Origin of the sequence: Rathayibacter sp. Leaf299 (assembly GCF_001423055.1) — a bacterium.
Classification (GTDB): domain Bacteria; phylum Actinomycetota; class Actinomycetes; order Actinomycetales; family Microbacteriaceae; genus Rathayibacter; species Rathayibacter caricis.
Genome location: NZ_LMNT01000001.1, coordinates 1,080,321 through 1,095,394 on the forward strand (window position 1 = coordinate 1,080,321; position 15,074 = coordinate 1,095,394).

Genomic DNA, 15,074 nt, shown 5'->3' on the forward strand with positions numbered 1-15,074 from the left:
GAGGAGTGCGGACGCTTCGAGCGCTCAGGCTCGAGGTCCAGCGGGGGAGTGGTGGAGACGGACGGCTAGGCGGCTGAGCGCCGCTCCAGCGTCTGTTTCACTCGGGCGATTTCGGATCGGTAGAACCAGCGGGGACCGCGGATGCCTTTCCCCTCAACTGCTGCTCGGACCTTGCCCGCCTTCACCCAGCGGGAGAGGGTCGGGAGGCTGATGTTCAGTTCAGAGGCGGCTTCTGCGGAGCTGATGAGCTTCGCGTTTGCTGTCATGGGAGGTAAGCATTGGTGATGTCACAACGTTTAGCAACACCACAACGTTGGTGTTGTCCCACACATGGGGTGTTCTGGCCCGGAATGGCGGGGCAAAAAGAATTTGAAGATGAAAAAGGTTGTGTCATACTCAACCCATGAGCATCGCTACCTCGACGCACAACGATCGTCTTGCCTTCACCCTCGGTGACCGTCTCGCCAAGGCCATGCGCATCGCCGGGACCACCCGCGAGCAGATGGCGACCGCGCTCGACGTCTCCCCGAACACCATCGGCAACTACACGTCCGACCGAACGAAGCCGTCGAAGCTGCAGGTCAAGGAGTGGGCGGTGAAGACCGGGGTGCCCGTCCAGTGGCTCCTGACGGGCGATGCGTCAGAGAACGACGGGGGACCGGACGACGGCGGCGTTACCGAACCGATGCGCCGCGAAATCCGTTCGTAACACCCCCGTATTGTTCACGGCCCCCTCGAAGGTTACGTTTGCCGAGCGGTTGCCTCCGGCACCGCTCTGACGACAATCACTCTCAAGGAGCAACATGGGCGTTTACGCGAAGGCCGGTTCGGCTCGCGCACGGTCCCTCCGGGCAACCCTCGGCGGTGTCGCCATCCTGGGCGCCAGCGCACTCGTCCTCGCCGGCTGCGCCGGTGGCGGCGAGACCGACGCGGGCACGGACAGCGGCGCATCCGGTGACCTCTCCCTCAAGATCGGCGCGATCCTGCCGCAGACGGGAACGCTGGCCGTCCTCGGCCCGCCCGAGTTCGCCGGTGTCGACCTCGCGGTCGCCGACATCAACGAGGCCGCCGCGGGCATCACGATCGAGGCGGAGCCGAAGGACTCGGGCGACACGTCGACCGACATCGCGACGCAGTCCGCCACGGCGCTGATCGCCGACGGCGTGTCCGCCATCATCGGCGCCGCGTCGTCCGGTGTCTCGAAGACCTTCATCGACCAGGTGACCCAGGCGGGCGTCGTGCAGATCTCGCCGGCCAACACCTCGCCCGACTTCACCACCTACGAGGACGACGGCTACTACTGGCGCACCGCTCCCTCGGACGTGCTGCAGGGCCGCATCCTCGGCAACAAGATCCTGGGCGACGGCAAGACCAACGTCTCGATCCTGTACATGAACGACGCGTACGGCACCGGTCTCGAGAAGAACATCAAGGAGACCCTCGAGGCCGGCGGAGCCACCGTCGCCGCGGAGGAGATCTTCGAGCCCGCCTCGACGGACTTCAACTCGGCGCTGACCACGGTGCTGGCCCCGAACCCCGACGCGCTCGTCGTGATCTCGTTCGACGAGATCAAGACGATCGCGGAGCAGCTCGCGGCCAAGGGCTTCGACTTCTCGAAGCTCTACGGCACGGACGGCAACTACGGCGTCATCACCGAGGCCGACACCAACGTCGACATCGCCGGCGCCCAGTTCACCAACCCGGGCGTGCAGGCGTCGGAGGACTTCCAGTCGAACCTCCAGGCCCTCGTCGAGGAGCAGGGCAACGACCCGCTGACGGTGTTCAGCTACGCTCCCGAGTCCTACGACGCCACCGTCCTGCTCGCCCTCGCGGCGCTGCAGGGTGGAGCGACGGACGGCGCGACCCTCCGCGACAACCTCGAGAGCGTCTCGAAGGACGGCACGGAGTGCACCACCTTCGCCGACTGCGCGGCTCTGCTCGCCGACGACGAGGACATCGACTACAACGGTCTCTCCGGCCCGATCTCGTTCGACGAGAACGGCGACCCGAGCGAGGCCTCCGTGTCGATCTACAAGTACTCGGAAGGCAACGTCACCTCGTTCGAGGAGACCGTCGACGGCTCGCTCGAGTAACGACCACACCGTGACGCGACCTCGGTCGTGACACCGGAAGGGGCTCGGTCTTCGGACCGGGCCCCTTCTGCGTGCCTGGGGAGGGGCGGCGGGTCCGCCTCCGATCCGACGGTCGGAGGGATGCTTGTGCGATCTGCAGGGGATCCTCGTCGTGCGTGCCTCGTCGATGCGGCGGAAAGCAGTTTCCGGCCCGCAGTGCCTGCAGATGGTGCGGATACCTGCAGACGGTGCGGATGCCTGCAGATGGTTTGCAGGCCTGCGGACGGTGCGGATGCCTGCAGATCGTGCGGATACCTGCAGACGGTGCGGACGGTGCGGATGCCTGCGGATGGTGCGTGCGCCTCGGGTCGGTCCGGGGACGGCGGATCGCACCCCGGACGACACGAGGGCGCCCTCCGGACCGAGGTCCGAGGGGCGCCCCCGTGAGCGTCGCGCGTCAGCGGGGCCGGCGCACGACCCGCACCGCACCCGCCGGCACCGTCAGGGTCCCCGACGTCTCCGCTCCCGTCAGCAGCTCCACACCCGTCGCGTCGACGAGCACGTCGTCGGCGGAGTGGTTCAGGAAGAACGCGAAGTCGGCCTCGTCGCCCTCGCGGGTCACCGTCTCGAGGCCCTCGGGGGAGAGGTCGGCCTCGATGCCTGCATCGCGCAGGGCGTCCTCGACGACCGAGCCGAGGTCGTCGCCCGAGAGGCGGGTGGAGACGTACCAGGAGCGGCCCTCTCCGTAGCCGTGGCGTGTGACCGCCGGTCCGCCCGCGGCCGGCCCGCCGACGTACTCCGCCACCGCGTCCGCGCCCTCGAGCACGAGCTCCTCGGCCCAGCCGGACGCCGAGGCGCCGGTGCTCAGCGCGACGGTCTCGTCGGCGTGCAGCGGCAGGAACTCGGGCACCGCCACTCCGAGCACCTCGCGGAAGGCGCCGGGGGCGCCACCGGCGTGCACCGCGTCGTTCTCGTCGACCACGCCCGAGAAGTAGGAGGCCAGGAAGGTGCCGCCCCGTCGCACGTAGTCCTCGACGTTCGCCTTCGACGTCGCGTCGACCAGGTAGAGCGCGGGGGCGAGCACGATGTCGTAGGAGGAGAGGTCGGCGTGCGGATGCGCGAAGTCGACGCTCACCCCGCGGCGCCAGAGCTCGGTGTAGTACGCGATGACGCGCTCGCGGTGCTCGAGCTCGACGGACGGGCGCCACTCGAGGTCCTGGGCCCAGAACGACTCCCAGTCCCAGAGGATCGCGGCGCGGGCGTGCACCCGGGAGCCGAGCACCTCGGCGAGCCCGGCGAGCTCGTCGCCCAGGGCCACGACCTCCTTCCAGATCCTGCTGCCGACGCCGGCGTGCGGCAGCATCGCCGAGTGGAACTTCTCGGCTCCGTAGCGCGAGGCGCGGAACTGGAAGTAGAGGATCGCGTCGGCGCCGCGGGCGAGGTGGCTCATGCTGTTGCGGGCCAGCTCACCGGGCCGCTTGGCGATGTTGCGCGGCTGCCAGTTGACGGCCGAGGTGGAGTGCTCCATCAGGATCCACGGGGCACCGCCGGCCAGGGATCGGGTGAGGTCGGCGTCGAGGGCGAGGAGGACGTGGTTGTCGGAGCGCTCGGCCACGAGGTAGTGGTCGTTGGCGACGAGGTCGACCTCGTCCCGCCACTTCCACAGGTCGACCGACGGGCAGTTGGTCGCCATGAAGTTGGTGGTCACCGGCGTATCGGGGGCGAAGCGCTTGATCGCGTCGCGCTCGGCGCGGAAGCACTCGAGCAGGGCGTCCGAGGTGAAGCGCGCGAAGTCGAGGCGCTGCGTCTGGTTCACCACGCTCGCCGACACGCGCGGTGCGTCGATCTCGTCCCACTCGCCGTAGACCTGGCCCCAGAAGAGCGTGCCCCAGGCGCTGTTGAGCGCGTCGAGGGAAGAGTAGCGGCGCTGCAGCCAGGCGCGGAACGCGCGGACGCTGTGGTCGGAGTAGTCGTCGCTGATCGGAGCGCCGTACTCGTTGTGGACGTGCCAGAGGACGACCGCGGGGTGGGAGCCGTAGCGCTCGGCGAGCCGTTCCGTCAGGGCGACGCAGGCGGCGCGGTACTCGGGTGAGCTCGGGCTCACCATGCCGCGCGATCCCCAGCCGAGGGTGACGCCCTCGCGGGTGACGGGGCGCGAATCCGGGTACTTCCTCCAGAACCAGGCGGGGGGAGCCGCGGTCGGAGTGGCGAGGTCGACGTCGATGCCCGCGCCGTGCAGCAGGGCGATCAGCTCGTCGAGGAACGAGAAGTCGTACTCGCCCTCGCGCGGCTCGAGCAGCGCCCACGAGAAGATGCCGATGCTGACAAGGTTCACCCCGGCGCTGCGCATGAGGGCGATGTCCTCGTCCCACACCTCGCGCGGCCACTGCTCGGGGTTGTAGTCGCCGCCGTAGCGGATCTCGGAGCGGCCGCCGAGCAGCGCCCGGCCGGGGCGGCCGACGACGGCGGTGCGCGGGGTCTCCGCGACCGCGTCGGCGACGGGGGAGCTGAGGTCGGTGGTCATGCGGAGATCTCCTTCGAACTGTGTGCGCTCCCAGTTCTAGCACGGGATATCCGCGCAGCCGGAAGCAGTGACGGCCTGAGAGCCGCCTGGATCCGCGCATTCCGTCGAGTTGACAGCCCTCGGTCCCGTGTGTGTAACTGTAACCGCTCACAGGTACACCGTCGTCCATCCCTCGTCGGAGCGCCCGTGCACCACCACCACACAGCACTTCGACAAGGAGGACGAATGCGCACATCACTCCGCAGGGCCGCCATCGCGACCGCGGCCGCCGCCGCCCTGACCCTCACCGGCTGCACCGCATCCGGAGACGCCGGCGAGTCCGGCACCGTGAACCTCAACTACTGGGCCTGGGCGCCGAACCTCGAGCAGGTCGTCGACATCTGGAACGAGCAGAACCCGGACATCCAGGTCACCGTGAACAAGCAGGACGGCGGCGACCCCGCCATCACCAAGCTGCTCACGGCGATCAAGGCCGGTAGCGGCGCTCCCGACCTCATCCAGGCCGAGTACCAGAAGATCCCGACCCTGGTCTCCTCCGACGCGCTCGCCGACATCTCCGGCTCCGTCTCGGACGACCTGGCCGGCGAGTACTCCGAGGGCGTCTGGAACTCGGTCACCCTCGGCGGTGACGCGGTCTACGCGATCCCGCAGGACTCGGGCCCGATGATGGCCTACTACCGCACCGACATCCTCGACAGCCTCGGCCTCGCCGTCCCGACCACCTGGGACGAGTACGCCGAGGTGGCGCGCGCCGTCCACGCGGCCGACCCGACGAAGTACCTCGGCACCTTCTCGGCCAACGACGCGGGCTGGTTCACCGGTCTCGCGCAGCAGGCCGGAGCCTCCTGGTGGTCCATCGACGACCAGAGCTGGGGCGTCGACATCGACGCCGGTCCGACCGAGCAGGTCGCCGAGTACTGGGGCGGACTCGTCGAGGAGGGTGCCATCGACAACAAGCCGATGTACACGCCCGAGTGGAACGCCGGACTCAACGACGGCTCGCAGGTCGGCTGGATCAGCTCGGTCTGGGCGCCCGGCGTCCTCGGCGGCAACGCCCCCGACACCGCCGGTCTCTGGACCGCGGCGACGCTCCCGCAGTGGGACGCCTCCGCACCCTCGAACGGCAACTGGGGCGGCTCGAGCACGGCCGTCACCACCCAGTCCGACCACGTCGAGGCGGCCGTCGAGTTCGCCACCTGGCTGAACAGCGACCCCGAGGCCGTCGCCGCTCTGGCCGACATCTCGGGCGTCTACCCGGCCGCGACCGAGGCCGCCGCCGACGCGCTGACGACCTCTCCCGAGTTCTTCAGCCAGCAGGCCGACTTCTACGACATCGCGTCGGAGGCGGCGGGCTCCGTGTCGAGCTTCACCTACGGACCGAACGTGAACGTCGCGTTCAGCGCCTACAACGACGAGTTCGCCAAGGCCGCCGACGCGAGGACCCGCCAGGCCTTCGTCGACGCGGTCGCCGAGATGCAGTCGATCACCACGGACGACCTGGTCTCCAGCGGCTTCTCCGTGAACTGACGGTGATGGAGGCGGGGTCCCCCGGCCCCGCCTCCGCACCGTCCCCTCCCGTGCAGCGGCATCCCTCCTGCACGCGCAGACCACCCCAGCAAGCAGGACGAGGACCAGCGATGACCGCTCCCACGATCACCCGAGCACCGGACGGCTCCGTCTCGTCGAACCGCTCGAGCCGCCCCGCCGCCCGCCGCTCCGGCCGCTCCGGCTGGCGCTCGCGGGTCGGCATCCCCTACGCGATGCTCGCCCCCGGCATCGTGCTCTTCGTCGCGTTCATGGCGGCGCCCATCGTCTACACGCTCTTCCTCAGCTTCCAGAAGCGCCAGGTCACCGGCCTGGGCCTCGGGTCCGGAGCCCAGACGCAGGTCTTCGCCGGCGTCGAGAACTACGTGTCGGCCCTGTCCGACCCCGAGTTCGGGGCGAGCGTCGGCCGGGTCCTGCTCTACGGCCTCATCCTCATCCCGTGCATGCTCGGCCTCGCGCTGCTGTTCGCGCTGCTGCTCGACTCGCAGCGCACCCGCGCGGTCGGCTTCTCGCGGATCTCGATCTTCCTGCCCTACGCGGTGCCCGCCGTGATCAGCTCGCTGCTCTGGGGCTTCCTCTACCTGCCCGCGGTCAGCCCCTTCTACTACGTGTTCGAGCGGCTGGGCTGGGACGCCCCGAGCCTGCTCTCCTCCGGCGCCGTCCTCTTCGGCATCGCGAACATCGCTCTCTGGGGCGGCGTCGGCTTCAACATGATCGTCATCTACACCTCCCTCAAGGCGGTGCCGTCGGACATCTACGAGGCGGCCCGGATCGACGGCGCCAGCGAGGTGCAGATCGCCCTGCGCATCAAGATCCCGATCCTCGCGCCGGCCCTGGTGATGACCGCGCTGTTCTCGATGGTCGCGACGCTCCAGGTGTTCGCCGAGCCGACCACCCTGCGCCCGCTGACCAACAGCCTCTCGACGAGCTGGTCACCGCTCATGCTCGTCTACCGCGACGCGTTCACCCGCGACGACATCTACTCCGCCGCGGCGACCTCCGTCGTGATCGCCCTGGCCACCTTCATCGTCTCCTTCCTCTTCCTCCGGGTCGTGCAGAAGCGAGCCTTCGGACAGGAGGACTGATCCATGACCGCTCTCGCCCCCCGCCTCGGCACCGCCGCTCCCTCGCGGCGCCCGTCCCGCTCGCCCCTCGCCCGTCGCGAGCGGCCGAGCATCCTCTCGACCGGGATCCTCCTGGTCGGCGCGGTCTACTGCCTCTTCCCCGTCTTCTGGGTGCTGATGGCGTCCACGAAGGACGGCGGCGAGCTGTTCTCGACGTTCACCCTCGCCCCCAGCACGCACCTCGTCGACAACATCGTCGCGCTGACCTCGTACCGTGACGGGCTCTTCTGGCGCTGGATGCTGAACACCGCGCTCTACGCGGGGCTCGGCGCGATCGCCTCGACCTGGATCTCGGCGCTCTCGGGCTACGTGCTCGCGAAGTTCGAGTTCCCGGGCAAGAAGGTCGTCTTCAACGTCCTGCTGATGGGCGTGCTCGTCCCGGGCGTGATCCTCGCCATCCCGCAGTACTTCCTGCTCGCCAACGTGGGCCTGACCAACACCTTCTGGGGCGTGCTGCTCCCGCAGATCATCAGCCCCTACGGCATCTACCTGGCCCGGATCTACGCCGCGGCGGCCGTGCCGACCGACGTGATCGAGGCGGCCCGGACCGAGGGCGCGGGGGAGATGTACATCTTCACCCGCATCGCGACGCCGATGCTGCTCCCGGGACTCGTGACGATCTTCCTGTTCCAGTTCGTCGCGATCTGGAACAACTTCATGCTGCCGTACATCATGCTCGGCAACGACGAGCTGTTCCCGCTCACCGTGGGTCTGAACGGCCTGCTGAACCAGGGTGCGTCGGCGCCCTCGCTCTACACGCTGGTGATCACCGGAGCCCTGCTCTCGGTCATCCCGCTGATCGCGATCTTCCTGGTCCTGCAGCGGTTCTGGAAGGTCGATCTCGCCGCCGGCGCGGTGAAGGCGTGATCTCCGGCGAGCCGCGGGCGGCGGACGGCCCGAGCCCTAAGCTGGCCGGGTGACCACCGCCTCCGGCCGCCAGAGACCGACGATCGAGCACGTCGCGCTGGAGGCGGGAGTCTCCCGCGGCACCGTCTCGCGCGTCCTCAACGGCGGCAAGTGGGTCAGTCCGGATGCGAAGACCGCCGTCGAGACGGCGATCAAGAAGACCGGCTACCGGGTGAACCCCCACGCCCGCAGCCTCGCGACGAACCGCACGAACTCGGTGGCGTTCCTCCTGACCGAGGAGCACCAGCTGCTGTTCGAGGACCCGAACTTCTCGACGCTGCTGACCGGCACCGCCGCGGCGCTCGCCGACCGCGACGTCTCGCTCGTGCTGATCATGGCGGGCAACGTGTCCGAGCAGAAGCGGGCTCTCGCCTACCTCGGCGCGGGGCACGTCGACGGCGTGCTGCTCGTCTCGGCGCACGGCGGCCAGGGGCTGCTGCGCGAGATCCAGGACCTCGCGGTCCCGGCGATCGCGTGCGGCATCCCGCTGGGCTACGAGAAGCGGATGGGCTACGTCGCCGCGGACGACGAGGAGGGCGCGCGCGAGATGGTCGCGTACCTCCGCTCCCGCGGCCGCTCGCGCGTCGCGACGATCGCCGGCCCGCCCGACATGCCGGGCGGCCTCGTGCGCCTGGCCGGCTACCGCCGCGAGCTGGGCGAGGAGTACGACGAGGGCCTCGTGCGCTACGGCGACTACAGCCGGGCGAGCGGCGACCGCGCGATGACGGAGCTCCTCCGCGACCGCCCCGACGTCGACGCCGTCTTCGCGGCGAACGACCGGATGGCGGCGGGAGCGATCGACGCGCTGCTGCGCTCCGGACGGCGGGTACCGGAGGACGTCGCCGTGGGCGGCTTCGACGACTCGAGCGTCGCGGTGTCGACCGAGCCCGCGCTGACCACGATGCGCCAGCCGTTCGGCCGCATCAGCGCCGAGATGGTCCGGCTGCTCCTGCAGAGCATCGCGGGGGAGAAGCCCGCCGCGATCATCCTGCCCACCGAACTGATCGAGCGCGCGTCCGCCTGACGGGGACGCGCGCTCGAGGGGTGTACGGCAGGCGCTAGGAGGCGCGCAGCAGCTCAGCCTCCTGGGCGAGGCGGTACGTCACGAACGAGCGGCTGTAGCTGCTCCGCTTGCCGCCGCGGGTCTCGGCGATGACGACCTGGGCGTACACGCCGACGACCGACCAGCGCTCGTAGTCGCCGATCGCTCCGGTGCCGAAGACGGCGCCGAGGGCGACGGGGGCGGGGGTGTAGCTCTTCATGCGCGGCTCCTTCGAACGGGGTCGAGCGGCGGGGGCCACCGCCCGGGCGGTGTCGTCCGTCGGGCTGCGACCGGAAGCTGCCTCCCATCAGGAGGAACGTGCTCGGTGCACCCCGCCGGGGTGACGTCTCGTGTCCCCAAAATTACGGCACGGGCCCTGCCGATCCGGCCCTCCGATGAGGGGTGCCGCGGCGGAGAGATCCTCGTCTGTCGCGGATCGACGGTGCGGCGAGGATCAGCTCCAGTCGCAGAAGTCCGAGGCGATGAACTCGTACAGCTCGCCGCGCACGTCGTCGCTCACGCCGATCGGCACGACGCCCTCGGCGCTGCCCTCCAGAGCGACGACGACCGGGAAGAAGGTGCCGCGCTTGTCCTCGGCGACGGTGTGGGTGCTGCAGTTCACGGGCACGATCGCGAGATCCAGCACGAGCGGGTCCGAGTCGGCGTCGAGTCGCGCGTCCACCGGCCACACGTCACCGGAAGCGGGACGGAGCAGGATCGTGCCGCGCACCTCCGGGATCCGCACCGCCCCCGGAGCGCCGGTCGGCGTCATCGTCAGGGCGAGGTGCGCGACGGGTCCGCCGGGTTCCTGTGAGACGGTCACCTCGTCGGCGGCCTCGATCGTCACCACCTCGGCGAGCCGCTGGGCGAGGCAGTCCTCGTCGTGCACCCGGGCGAGGGTGCCGAACGGGTCCTCGGGCTCGACGACGGCGGTCCCCGAGGCGTCCGCGGTCGTCCAGGCGAGGCGGATGCGGCCCTCGGAGTCGTCGCCGGTGCAGTCCGGCTCGGGCAGTTGGAGGCGCAGAGCCGTTGTCGTGCCCGCCCGCACGCGGGTGGGCCGCGGCGTCCAGGCGGGATCGACGAAGGCGGGGGAGTCCAGACGTGCCTCCCAGACCTCCAGTGCCTCGTCGCCGTCGTTGGCCACGAGCACCTCGAGCCGTCTCGGGCCGTAGTCGTCCCGGTTCTGGCGGATGCTCACCGAGACGCCGTCGGGCAGTGCGGGGGTGGGAGCGGGCCCGCATCCCGTGAGCAGCGTCGCGAGCAGCGCGGTCGTCACGGCCGCGGCGGTGCGTCTCATCCGGTGCCTCCTCGCAGGGGGACGACGAGGGCCCGCCGCCGCCTCGCGGCGGACGACGGGCCCTCGGCTGGGCGGAGGGCGTCAGCCTCCGACGGTCGGCGTGCTCGTGGTGACCTCGTTGGTCGTCGCGAGCGTGCCCAGGTAGAGCTCGATCACCTTGGGGTCGTTCATGAGCTCGCGTCCCGCGCCCTCGTAGGCGTCGCGGCCCTGATCGAGCACGTAGCCGCGGTCGCAGATCTGCAGCGCCCGGCGCGCGTTCTGCTCGACGATCATGATCGAGACGCCCGCGCGGTTGATCCGCTGGACGTTCACGAACGTCTCGTCCTGGCGCATCGGCGACAGCCCTGCGCTCGGCTCGTCCAGGAGCAGCATCGACGGGTCCATCATCAGGGCCCGCGACATCGCCACCATCTGGCGCTCACCGCCCGAGAGCGATCCCGAGCGCTGCTTGAGACGCTTGGACAGCTCCGGGAACAGCTCCGTGACGAACTCGAGGCGCTGGCGGTACATCTTCGGCTTCTGGTACATGCCCATCTCGAGGTTCTCCTCGATGGTGAGCGACGGGAAGACGTTGTTGTTCTGCGGCACGAAGCCGACGCCCTTCGAGACCAGCTTGTCGGCCTTCATGCCGGTGATGTCCTCGCCGTTGAGCAGCACCGTGCCCTGGCGGATGTTCACCAGCCCGAACATCGCCTTCAGGAGCGTCGACTTGCCCGCGCCGTTCGGGCCGATGATGCCGACCAGCTCGCCCTTCTTCACGTAGACGTTCGAGCCGTTGAGGATGTTGACTCCCGGCACGTACCCCGCGTGGAGGTCGTGCGTCTCGAGGGTGTTGCCGGTCACTTGTCGTCCTTTCCGAAGTCGACGGCGGGCGCGTCCGTGGTGGGCGCGACGCTCGTCGGAGCGACGTCCGCGGCGTGCGCGACGTCCGCGACGTCCGCGGCGTGCGCGATGGTGGCGGAGCCGGTGGCCGGGGCTGCGGCGGGAGGGGTGGGCGGCACGAGACCGGCCTCCTCCGCCTGCTTCTCGACGTCCTCGCGGACGAGGTCCGACTCCATCTCCTCCGCGATCACGAGCTGGCCCTCGACGGTGCCGAGGTCGGTGTCGTGGTGGGCGCCGAGGTACGCGTCGATGACGGCCGGATCGTTCATCACGGTGGAGGGCGGGCCCTCCGCTACGACCTTGCCCTCGGCCATCACGATCACCCAGTCGGCGATCGTGTTGACCATGTGCATGTCGTGCTCGACGAAGAGGACGGTCATGCCCTCGTCCTTCAGGTTCACGATGTGCCCCAGGAGCGACTGGGTCAGCGCCGGGTTCACGCCCGCCATCGGCTCGTCGAGCATGACCAGCTCGGGCTCGGACATGAGCGCCCGCGCCATCTCGAGGAGCTTCTTCTGACCGCCCGAGAGGCTCGACGCGTAGTCGTCCTTCTTGGTGTCCAGCTTGAACTTCTCGAGCAGGCTGATCGCGCGCGCCTCGATCGTGTCCTCCTCCTTCGACCACAGCGGCCGGATGAGCGACGTGAAGATGTTCTCGCCCTTCTGCCCCTTGGCCCCGAGGAGCATGTTCTCGAGCACCGTCATGCCGCCGAGGGCCTTGGTGAGCTGGAAGGTGCGCACCATGCCCATCCGGGACACCCGGTACGCGGGGACGTTCGCGAGGTTCTTGCCCTTGAAGTTCCAGCGCCCGGTGTTGGGCTTGTCGAAGCCCGTCAGCAGGTTGAAGAACGTGGTCTTGCCGGCTCCGTTGGGGCCGATCAGGGCGGTGATGGAGCCGCGGGGGATCTCGACGTGCGCGACGTCGACCGCGGTCAGGCCGCCGAAGCGCCGGCTGACGCTGTCGGCGACCAGGATGGGGTCCTTCTTCTTGACCCCGGGGACGATGGTGTCCTCGGTGATGTCCGAGACCGGCGTTTTAGGCAAAGTGCAGATCCTTCTTCTTGCCGAAGATCCCCTGTGGTCGGAAGATCACCAGGAGCATGAGCGCGACCCCCACCACGATGAACCGGATGGGTCCGGTCTGCACCGTCGTGAGGCGGATGATGTCGTTGCTGAGGACACCGGTGTCGATCCCCAGGGTGAGCAGTCCGTCGGTGAGACCGAGGACGACCCAGAAGATGATCGACCCGGCCACGGGCCCGAACACCGTGGCGGCGCCGCCCAGCAGCATGATCGTGTAGAGGAAGAACGTCAGCTGGGTGCCGTAGTTGTCGGGCTGCAGCGAGCGGGGCAGGATGAACAGCGCTCCGGCCAGGCCGCCCAGCACGCCGCCGAGGACCAGCGCCTGGATCTTGTACGAGAAGACGTTCTTGCCGAGCGAGCGCACGGCGTCCTCGTCCTCGCGGATGCCCTTGATGACGCGGCCCCAGGGGCTGCGCATCAGGAGGAACACGAGGAGGCAGGCCAGGCCCACGAGGCCCCAGCCCACGATGCGCACCCACCACTGGTCCTGGTTGTAGGTCAGGATCCCGATGCCCCAGCGCCCCTCCGGGAGCGGGTTGAGGTCGTTGAAGGCGCGGGCGGCGCCGTTGATGCCCTCCGAGCCTCCGGTGATCGCCGAGAACTCGGGCGTCTTGACCGAGAGCCGGATGATCTCTGCCGCCGCGATCGTCACGATCGACAGGTAGTCGGCGCGCAGTCGCAGTGTCGGGATGCCCAGGATCAGGGCGAAGACGGTCGCCGCGACGATGGTCGCGAGGAACGAGCCCCAGACGGGCCACTCGAACTTGACCGACGTGATGGCGAAGGCGTACCCGCCCACCGCCATGAAGCCGGCCTGTCCGAAGTTGAGGAGGCCGGTGAATCCGAAGTGGATGACCAGGCCGACCGTCGCGAGGGCGTACGCCGCGACGGTGGGATCGACGATCTGCCCGATCGCCAGCCAGATGAAGTTGAGGTTCATGGTGTCCTAGCCGATCCGTTCCTTGCGGCCCAGGATTCCCTGCGGCCTGACCAGGAGGATGATGATCATGAGGATGAGCGGAGCCACGTACTTGAGGTTCTCCGGGATCCACACGGTCGAGATGTTCATCATGAGTCCGATGATGAGCGAGCCGACCAGCGCGCCGTAGGCGGAGCCGAGGCCTCCCAGCGTGATCGCCGCGAAGATCAGCAGCAGGATCGACGCTCCGGTGTCCCAGCGCAGCGACTGGTAGTAGCCGATGTAGACGCCGGCGAGAGCGGCCAGCGCGCCCGAGAGCACCCAGACCACGCGGATGACGCGCTCGACGTTGATGCCGGAGGCGGAGGCGAGGGCCCGGTTGTCGGACACCGCGCGCATCGCCTTGCCGATCTTGGTCTTCGTCAGCACGAGGGCGACTCCGACGATGCAGATGATGCCGACGACGGCGCCGACGATGTCGGTGAACTTCAGGCTGATCCCGAGCGCCTCGACCGTGAAGAACGGCGCGGTGCTGTTGGGGAGGGAGAGGCGGTCGGCTCCGAAGAAGAAGACGTAGACGTAGCGCAGGGCCAGCGAGAGGCCGATCGTGACGATCATCAGCGGGATGAGCTGGATCCCCTTCTTCCGCAGCGGCTTCCAGAGCAGGCCGTCCTGCACGTAGCCGAACGCCCCGCCCAGGATCACCGCGATCGGGATCGCCACCAGCGCCGGGAGGCCGAAGACTCCGGAGAAGAGGTACGCCATCAGCGCGCCGAAGGTGACGAGCTCGCCGTGCGCGAAGTTGTTCAGTCCGGTGACGCCGTAGATCAGTGAGGCTCCGATCGCCGCCAGGGCGATCAGGAGGCCGAAGATCAGACCGGTGACGACCTTGGGCCAGAAGGTGATCCAGAAGGTGTCGGCCGAGACCGGCGGGGTCGTCGTGCTCGAGGTGCCGTCGGGGTTCGTCGCCGTGTTGCCGGTCGTGCCCTCGGTCGCCGGGGAGGTCGGACCTGCGGAATCCGTGGGGACGGGGGCCGTCGCTCCGGTGCCGATCGGGTTCGCCGTCGAGACGATGAAGTTCACGATCTGGTTCTGCGAGCCGACGATGGTCACCTCCTTCGGGTTCTGACCCGCGGCGGGGTAGCCCTTGTCGGCGGGGAGGGTGGCCTCGTCGACGGTGATGGTGAAGGTGCCGGGCTCGTCGAGCGGGAAGACCGCGCGGCCGTCCGCGCCGGTGGTGAGCGTCGCGGAGGAGTCGCCCTCGATCGCGATCGAGACGCCGGCGAGGTTCTCGTTGGTGCCCTGGACGCGGACCCAGGCGATGATCGACTGGTCGGCGGTCGTCGCGGCCGTCGCGGCGGGAGCCGCTGCCGCGAGACCGGTCAGGGTCGCGGCGAGCAGGCCGACGGCCAGGAGTCGGCGGCGGAGTGCGCCGAACCGGGGGCCTGTGCGCGACGGCCGTGCGCGGGAGGGGCTAGCTGTCGCCACGGGGCGCCTCCCTGTCCGTCGGGTGCGGGGTCGTCGAGCGCTTGTGGCGCGTCGACCGGGGAGCTGTGAGCAAGACGTTTACCTCTCGTCAGGGTGCACAGACGGAAACTGACTCCGGGCACGCCCGAACAGCCGTCGTCAAACAACGTTGGTTGACCATACGTTCCGCATGTGTCGGCGGTGTTTCACCGGC

Annotated in this window: 14 protein-coding genes; 6 read left to right on the top strand and 8 right to left on the bottom strand. The window is 69.2% G+C overall.

The genetic code is table 11. The features are described 5' to 3' along the window. Positions 1 to 65: 65 nt before the first annotated feature. Positions 66 to 266, bottom strand: coding sequence for a helix-turn-helix domain-containing protein (locus ASF48_RS20090; protein WP_157603058.1), 201 nt, complete (start codon positions 264 to 266; stop codon positions 66 to 68). A gap of 137 nt (positions 267 to 403) precedes the next feature. On the opposite strand from ASF48_RS20090, the gene ASF48_RS05125 reads away from it, so the two are divergent. Beyond that, the gene (locus ASF48_RS05125) at positions 404 to 709 is read left to right on the top strand and encodes a helix-turn-helix domain-containing protein (protein ID WP_055787411.1); all 306 of its coding nucleotides are present in this window, start codon (positions 404 to 406) and stop codon (positions 707 to 709) included. A gap of 94 nt (positions 710 to 803) precedes the next feature. Then, on the top strand, positions 804 to 2,093 hold the full coding sequence (locus ASF48_RS05130; protein ID WP_055787414.1) for an ABC transporter substrate-binding protein: 1,290 nt from the start codon (positions 804 to 806) through the stop codon (positions 2,091 to 2,093). A 436-nt stretch (positions 2,094 to 2,529) separates the two neighbouring features. Here the strand turns inward: ASF48_RS05130 and ASF48_RS05135 are convergent, their stop codons facing one another. Next, positions 2,530 to 4,596: a beta-galactosidase gene (locus ASF48_RS05135; RefSeq protein ID WP_082480990.1), complete on the bottom strand. Its 2,067-nt coding sequence runs from the start codon at positions 4,594 to 4,596 to the stop codon at positions 2,530 to 2,532. A 225-nt stretch (positions 4,597 to 4,821) separates the two neighbouring features. On the opposite strand from ASF48_RS05135, the gene ASF48_RS05140 reads away from it, so the two are divergent. From ASF48_RS05140 to ASF48_RS05155, 4 genes are all read left to right on the top strand, one after another. Beyond that, on the top strand, positions 4,822 to 6,123 hold the full coding sequence (locus ASF48_RS05140) for an ABC transporter substrate-binding protein (RefSeq protein ID WP_055787417.1): 1,302 nt from the start codon (positions 4,822 to 4,824) through the stop codon (positions 6,121 to 6,123). Positions 6,124 to 6,233: 110 nt separating this feature from the next. After that, positions 6,234 to 7,226, top strand: a complete 993-nt coding sequence (locus ASF48_RS05145; RefSeq protein ID WP_055787420.1) for a carbohydrate ABC transporter permease — start codon at positions 6,234 to 6,236, stop codon at positions 7,224 to 7,226. 3 nt (positions 7,227 to 7,229) lie between these two features. After that, positions 7,230 to 8,132 carry a carbohydrate ABC transporter permease gene (locus ASF48_RS05150; protein ID WP_055787423.1) on the top strand — a complete coding sequence of 301 codons (903 nt, stop codon included), beginning with the start codon at positions 7,230 to 7,232 and terminating at the stop codon, positions 8,130 to 8,132. A 49-nt stretch (positions 8,133 to 8,181) separates the two neighbouring features. Then, a complete protein-coding gene (locus ASF48_RS05155) occupies positions 8,182 to 9,195 on the top strand; it encodes a LacI family DNA-binding transcriptional regulator (protein WP_055787426.1) in 1,014 nt (337 codons plus the stop codon). 34 nt (positions 9,196 to 9,229) lie between these two features. On the opposite strand, the gene ASF48_RS05160 is transcribed toward ASF48_RS05155, so the two are convergent. The 6 genes from ASF48_RS05160 to ASF48_RS05185 form a co-directional block, all read right to left on the bottom strand. After that, positions 9,230 to 9,433, bottom strand: coding sequence for a hypothetical protein (locus ASF48_RS05160; RefSeq protein WP_055787429.1), 204 nt, complete (start codon positions 9,431 to 9,433; stop codon positions 9,230 to 9,232). Between the two features lie 234 nt (positions 9,434 to 9,667). Continuing rightward, positions 9,668 to 10,510 (bottom strand): hypothetical protein, encoded by an 843-nt coding sequence (locus ASF48_RS05165; protein WP_055787433.1) that lies wholly within the window; start codon positions 10,508 to 10,510, stop codon positions 9,668 to 9,670. An 81-nt stretch (positions 10,511 to 10,591) separates the two neighbouring features. Next, positions 10,592 to 11,353: an ABC transporter ATP-binding protein gene (locus ASF48_RS05170; protein WP_055787436.1), complete on the bottom strand. Its 762-nt coding sequence runs from the start codon at positions 11,351 to 11,353 to the stop codon at positions 10,592 to 10,594. Beyond that, a complete protein-coding gene (locus tag ASF48_RS05175; protein ID WP_442965560.1) occupies positions 11,350 to 12,444 on the bottom strand; it encodes an ABC transporter ATP-binding protein in 1,095 nt (364 codons plus the stop codon). Before ASF48_RS05175 ends, ASF48_RS05170 begins: the two co-directional genes overlap by 4 nt. After that, positions 12,428 to 13,414 carry a branched-chain amino acid ABC transporter permease gene (locus tag ASF48_RS05180; RefSeq protein ID WP_055787440.1) on the bottom strand — a complete coding sequence of 329 codons (987 nt, stop codon included), beginning with the start codon at positions 13,412 to 13,414 and terminating at the stop codon, positions 12,428 to 12,430. The genes ASF48_RS05175 and ASF48_RS05180 overlap by 17 nt, the downstream gene beginning before the upstream one ends. Before the next feature lie 6 nt (positions 13,415 to 13,420). Beyond that, positions 13,421 to 14,881 carry an ABC transporter permease subunit gene (locus tag ASF48_RS05185; protein WP_055787442.1) on the bottom strand — a complete coding sequence of 487 codons (1,461 nt, stop codon included), beginning with the start codon at positions 14,879 to 14,881 and terminating at the stop codon, positions 13,421 to 13,423. Positions 14,882 to 15,074 lie beyond the last annotated feature (193 nt).

What these genes read in the sequence shown, in the direction of transcription:
- ASF48_RS05145 (WP_055787420.1), top strand. Translation starts at nt 6,234, where the DNA reads ATGACCGCTCCCACGATCACCCGAGCACCGGACGGCTCCGTCTCGTCG.
- ASF48_RS05130 (WP_055787414.1), top strand. Translation starts at nt 804, where the DNA reads ATGGGCGTTTACGCGAAGGCCGGTTCGGCTCGCGCACGGTCCCTCCGG.
- ASF48_RS05125 (WP_055787411.1), top strand. Translation starts at nt 404, where the DNA reads ATGAGCATCGCTACCTCGACGCACAACGATCGTCTTGCCTTCACCCTC.
- ASF48_RS05135 (WP_082480990.1), bottom strand. Translation starts at nt 4,596, where the DNA reads ATGACCACCGACCTCAGCTCCCCCGTCGCCGACGCGGTCGCGGAGACC.
- ASF48_RS05160 (WP_055787429.1), bottom strand. Translation starts at nt 9,433, where the DNA reads ATGAAGAGCTACACCCCCGCCCCCGTCGCCCTCGGCGCCGTCTTCGGC.
- ASF48_RS05180 (WP_055787440.1), bottom strand. Translation starts at nt 13,414, where the DNA reads ATGAACCTCAACTTCATCTGGCTGGCGATCGGGCAGATCGTCGATCCC.
- ASF48_RS05165 (WP_055787433.1), bottom strand. Translation starts at nt 10,510, where the DNA reads ATGAGACGCACCGCCGCGGCCGTGACGACCGCGCTGCTCGCGACGCTG.
- ASF48_RS05150 (WP_055787423.1), top strand. Translation starts at nt 7,230, where the DNA reads ATGACCGCTCTCGCCCCCCGCCTCGGCACCGCCGCTCCCTCGCGGCGC.
- ASF48_RS20090 (WP_157603058.1), bottom strand. Translation starts at nt 266, where the DNA reads ATGACAGCAAACGCGAAGCTCATCAGCTCCGCAGAAGCCGCCTCTGAA.
- ASF48_RS05140 (WP_055787417.1), top strand. Translation starts at nt 4,822, where the DNA reads ATGCGCACATCACTCCGCAGGGCCGCCATCGCGACCGCGGCCGCCGCC.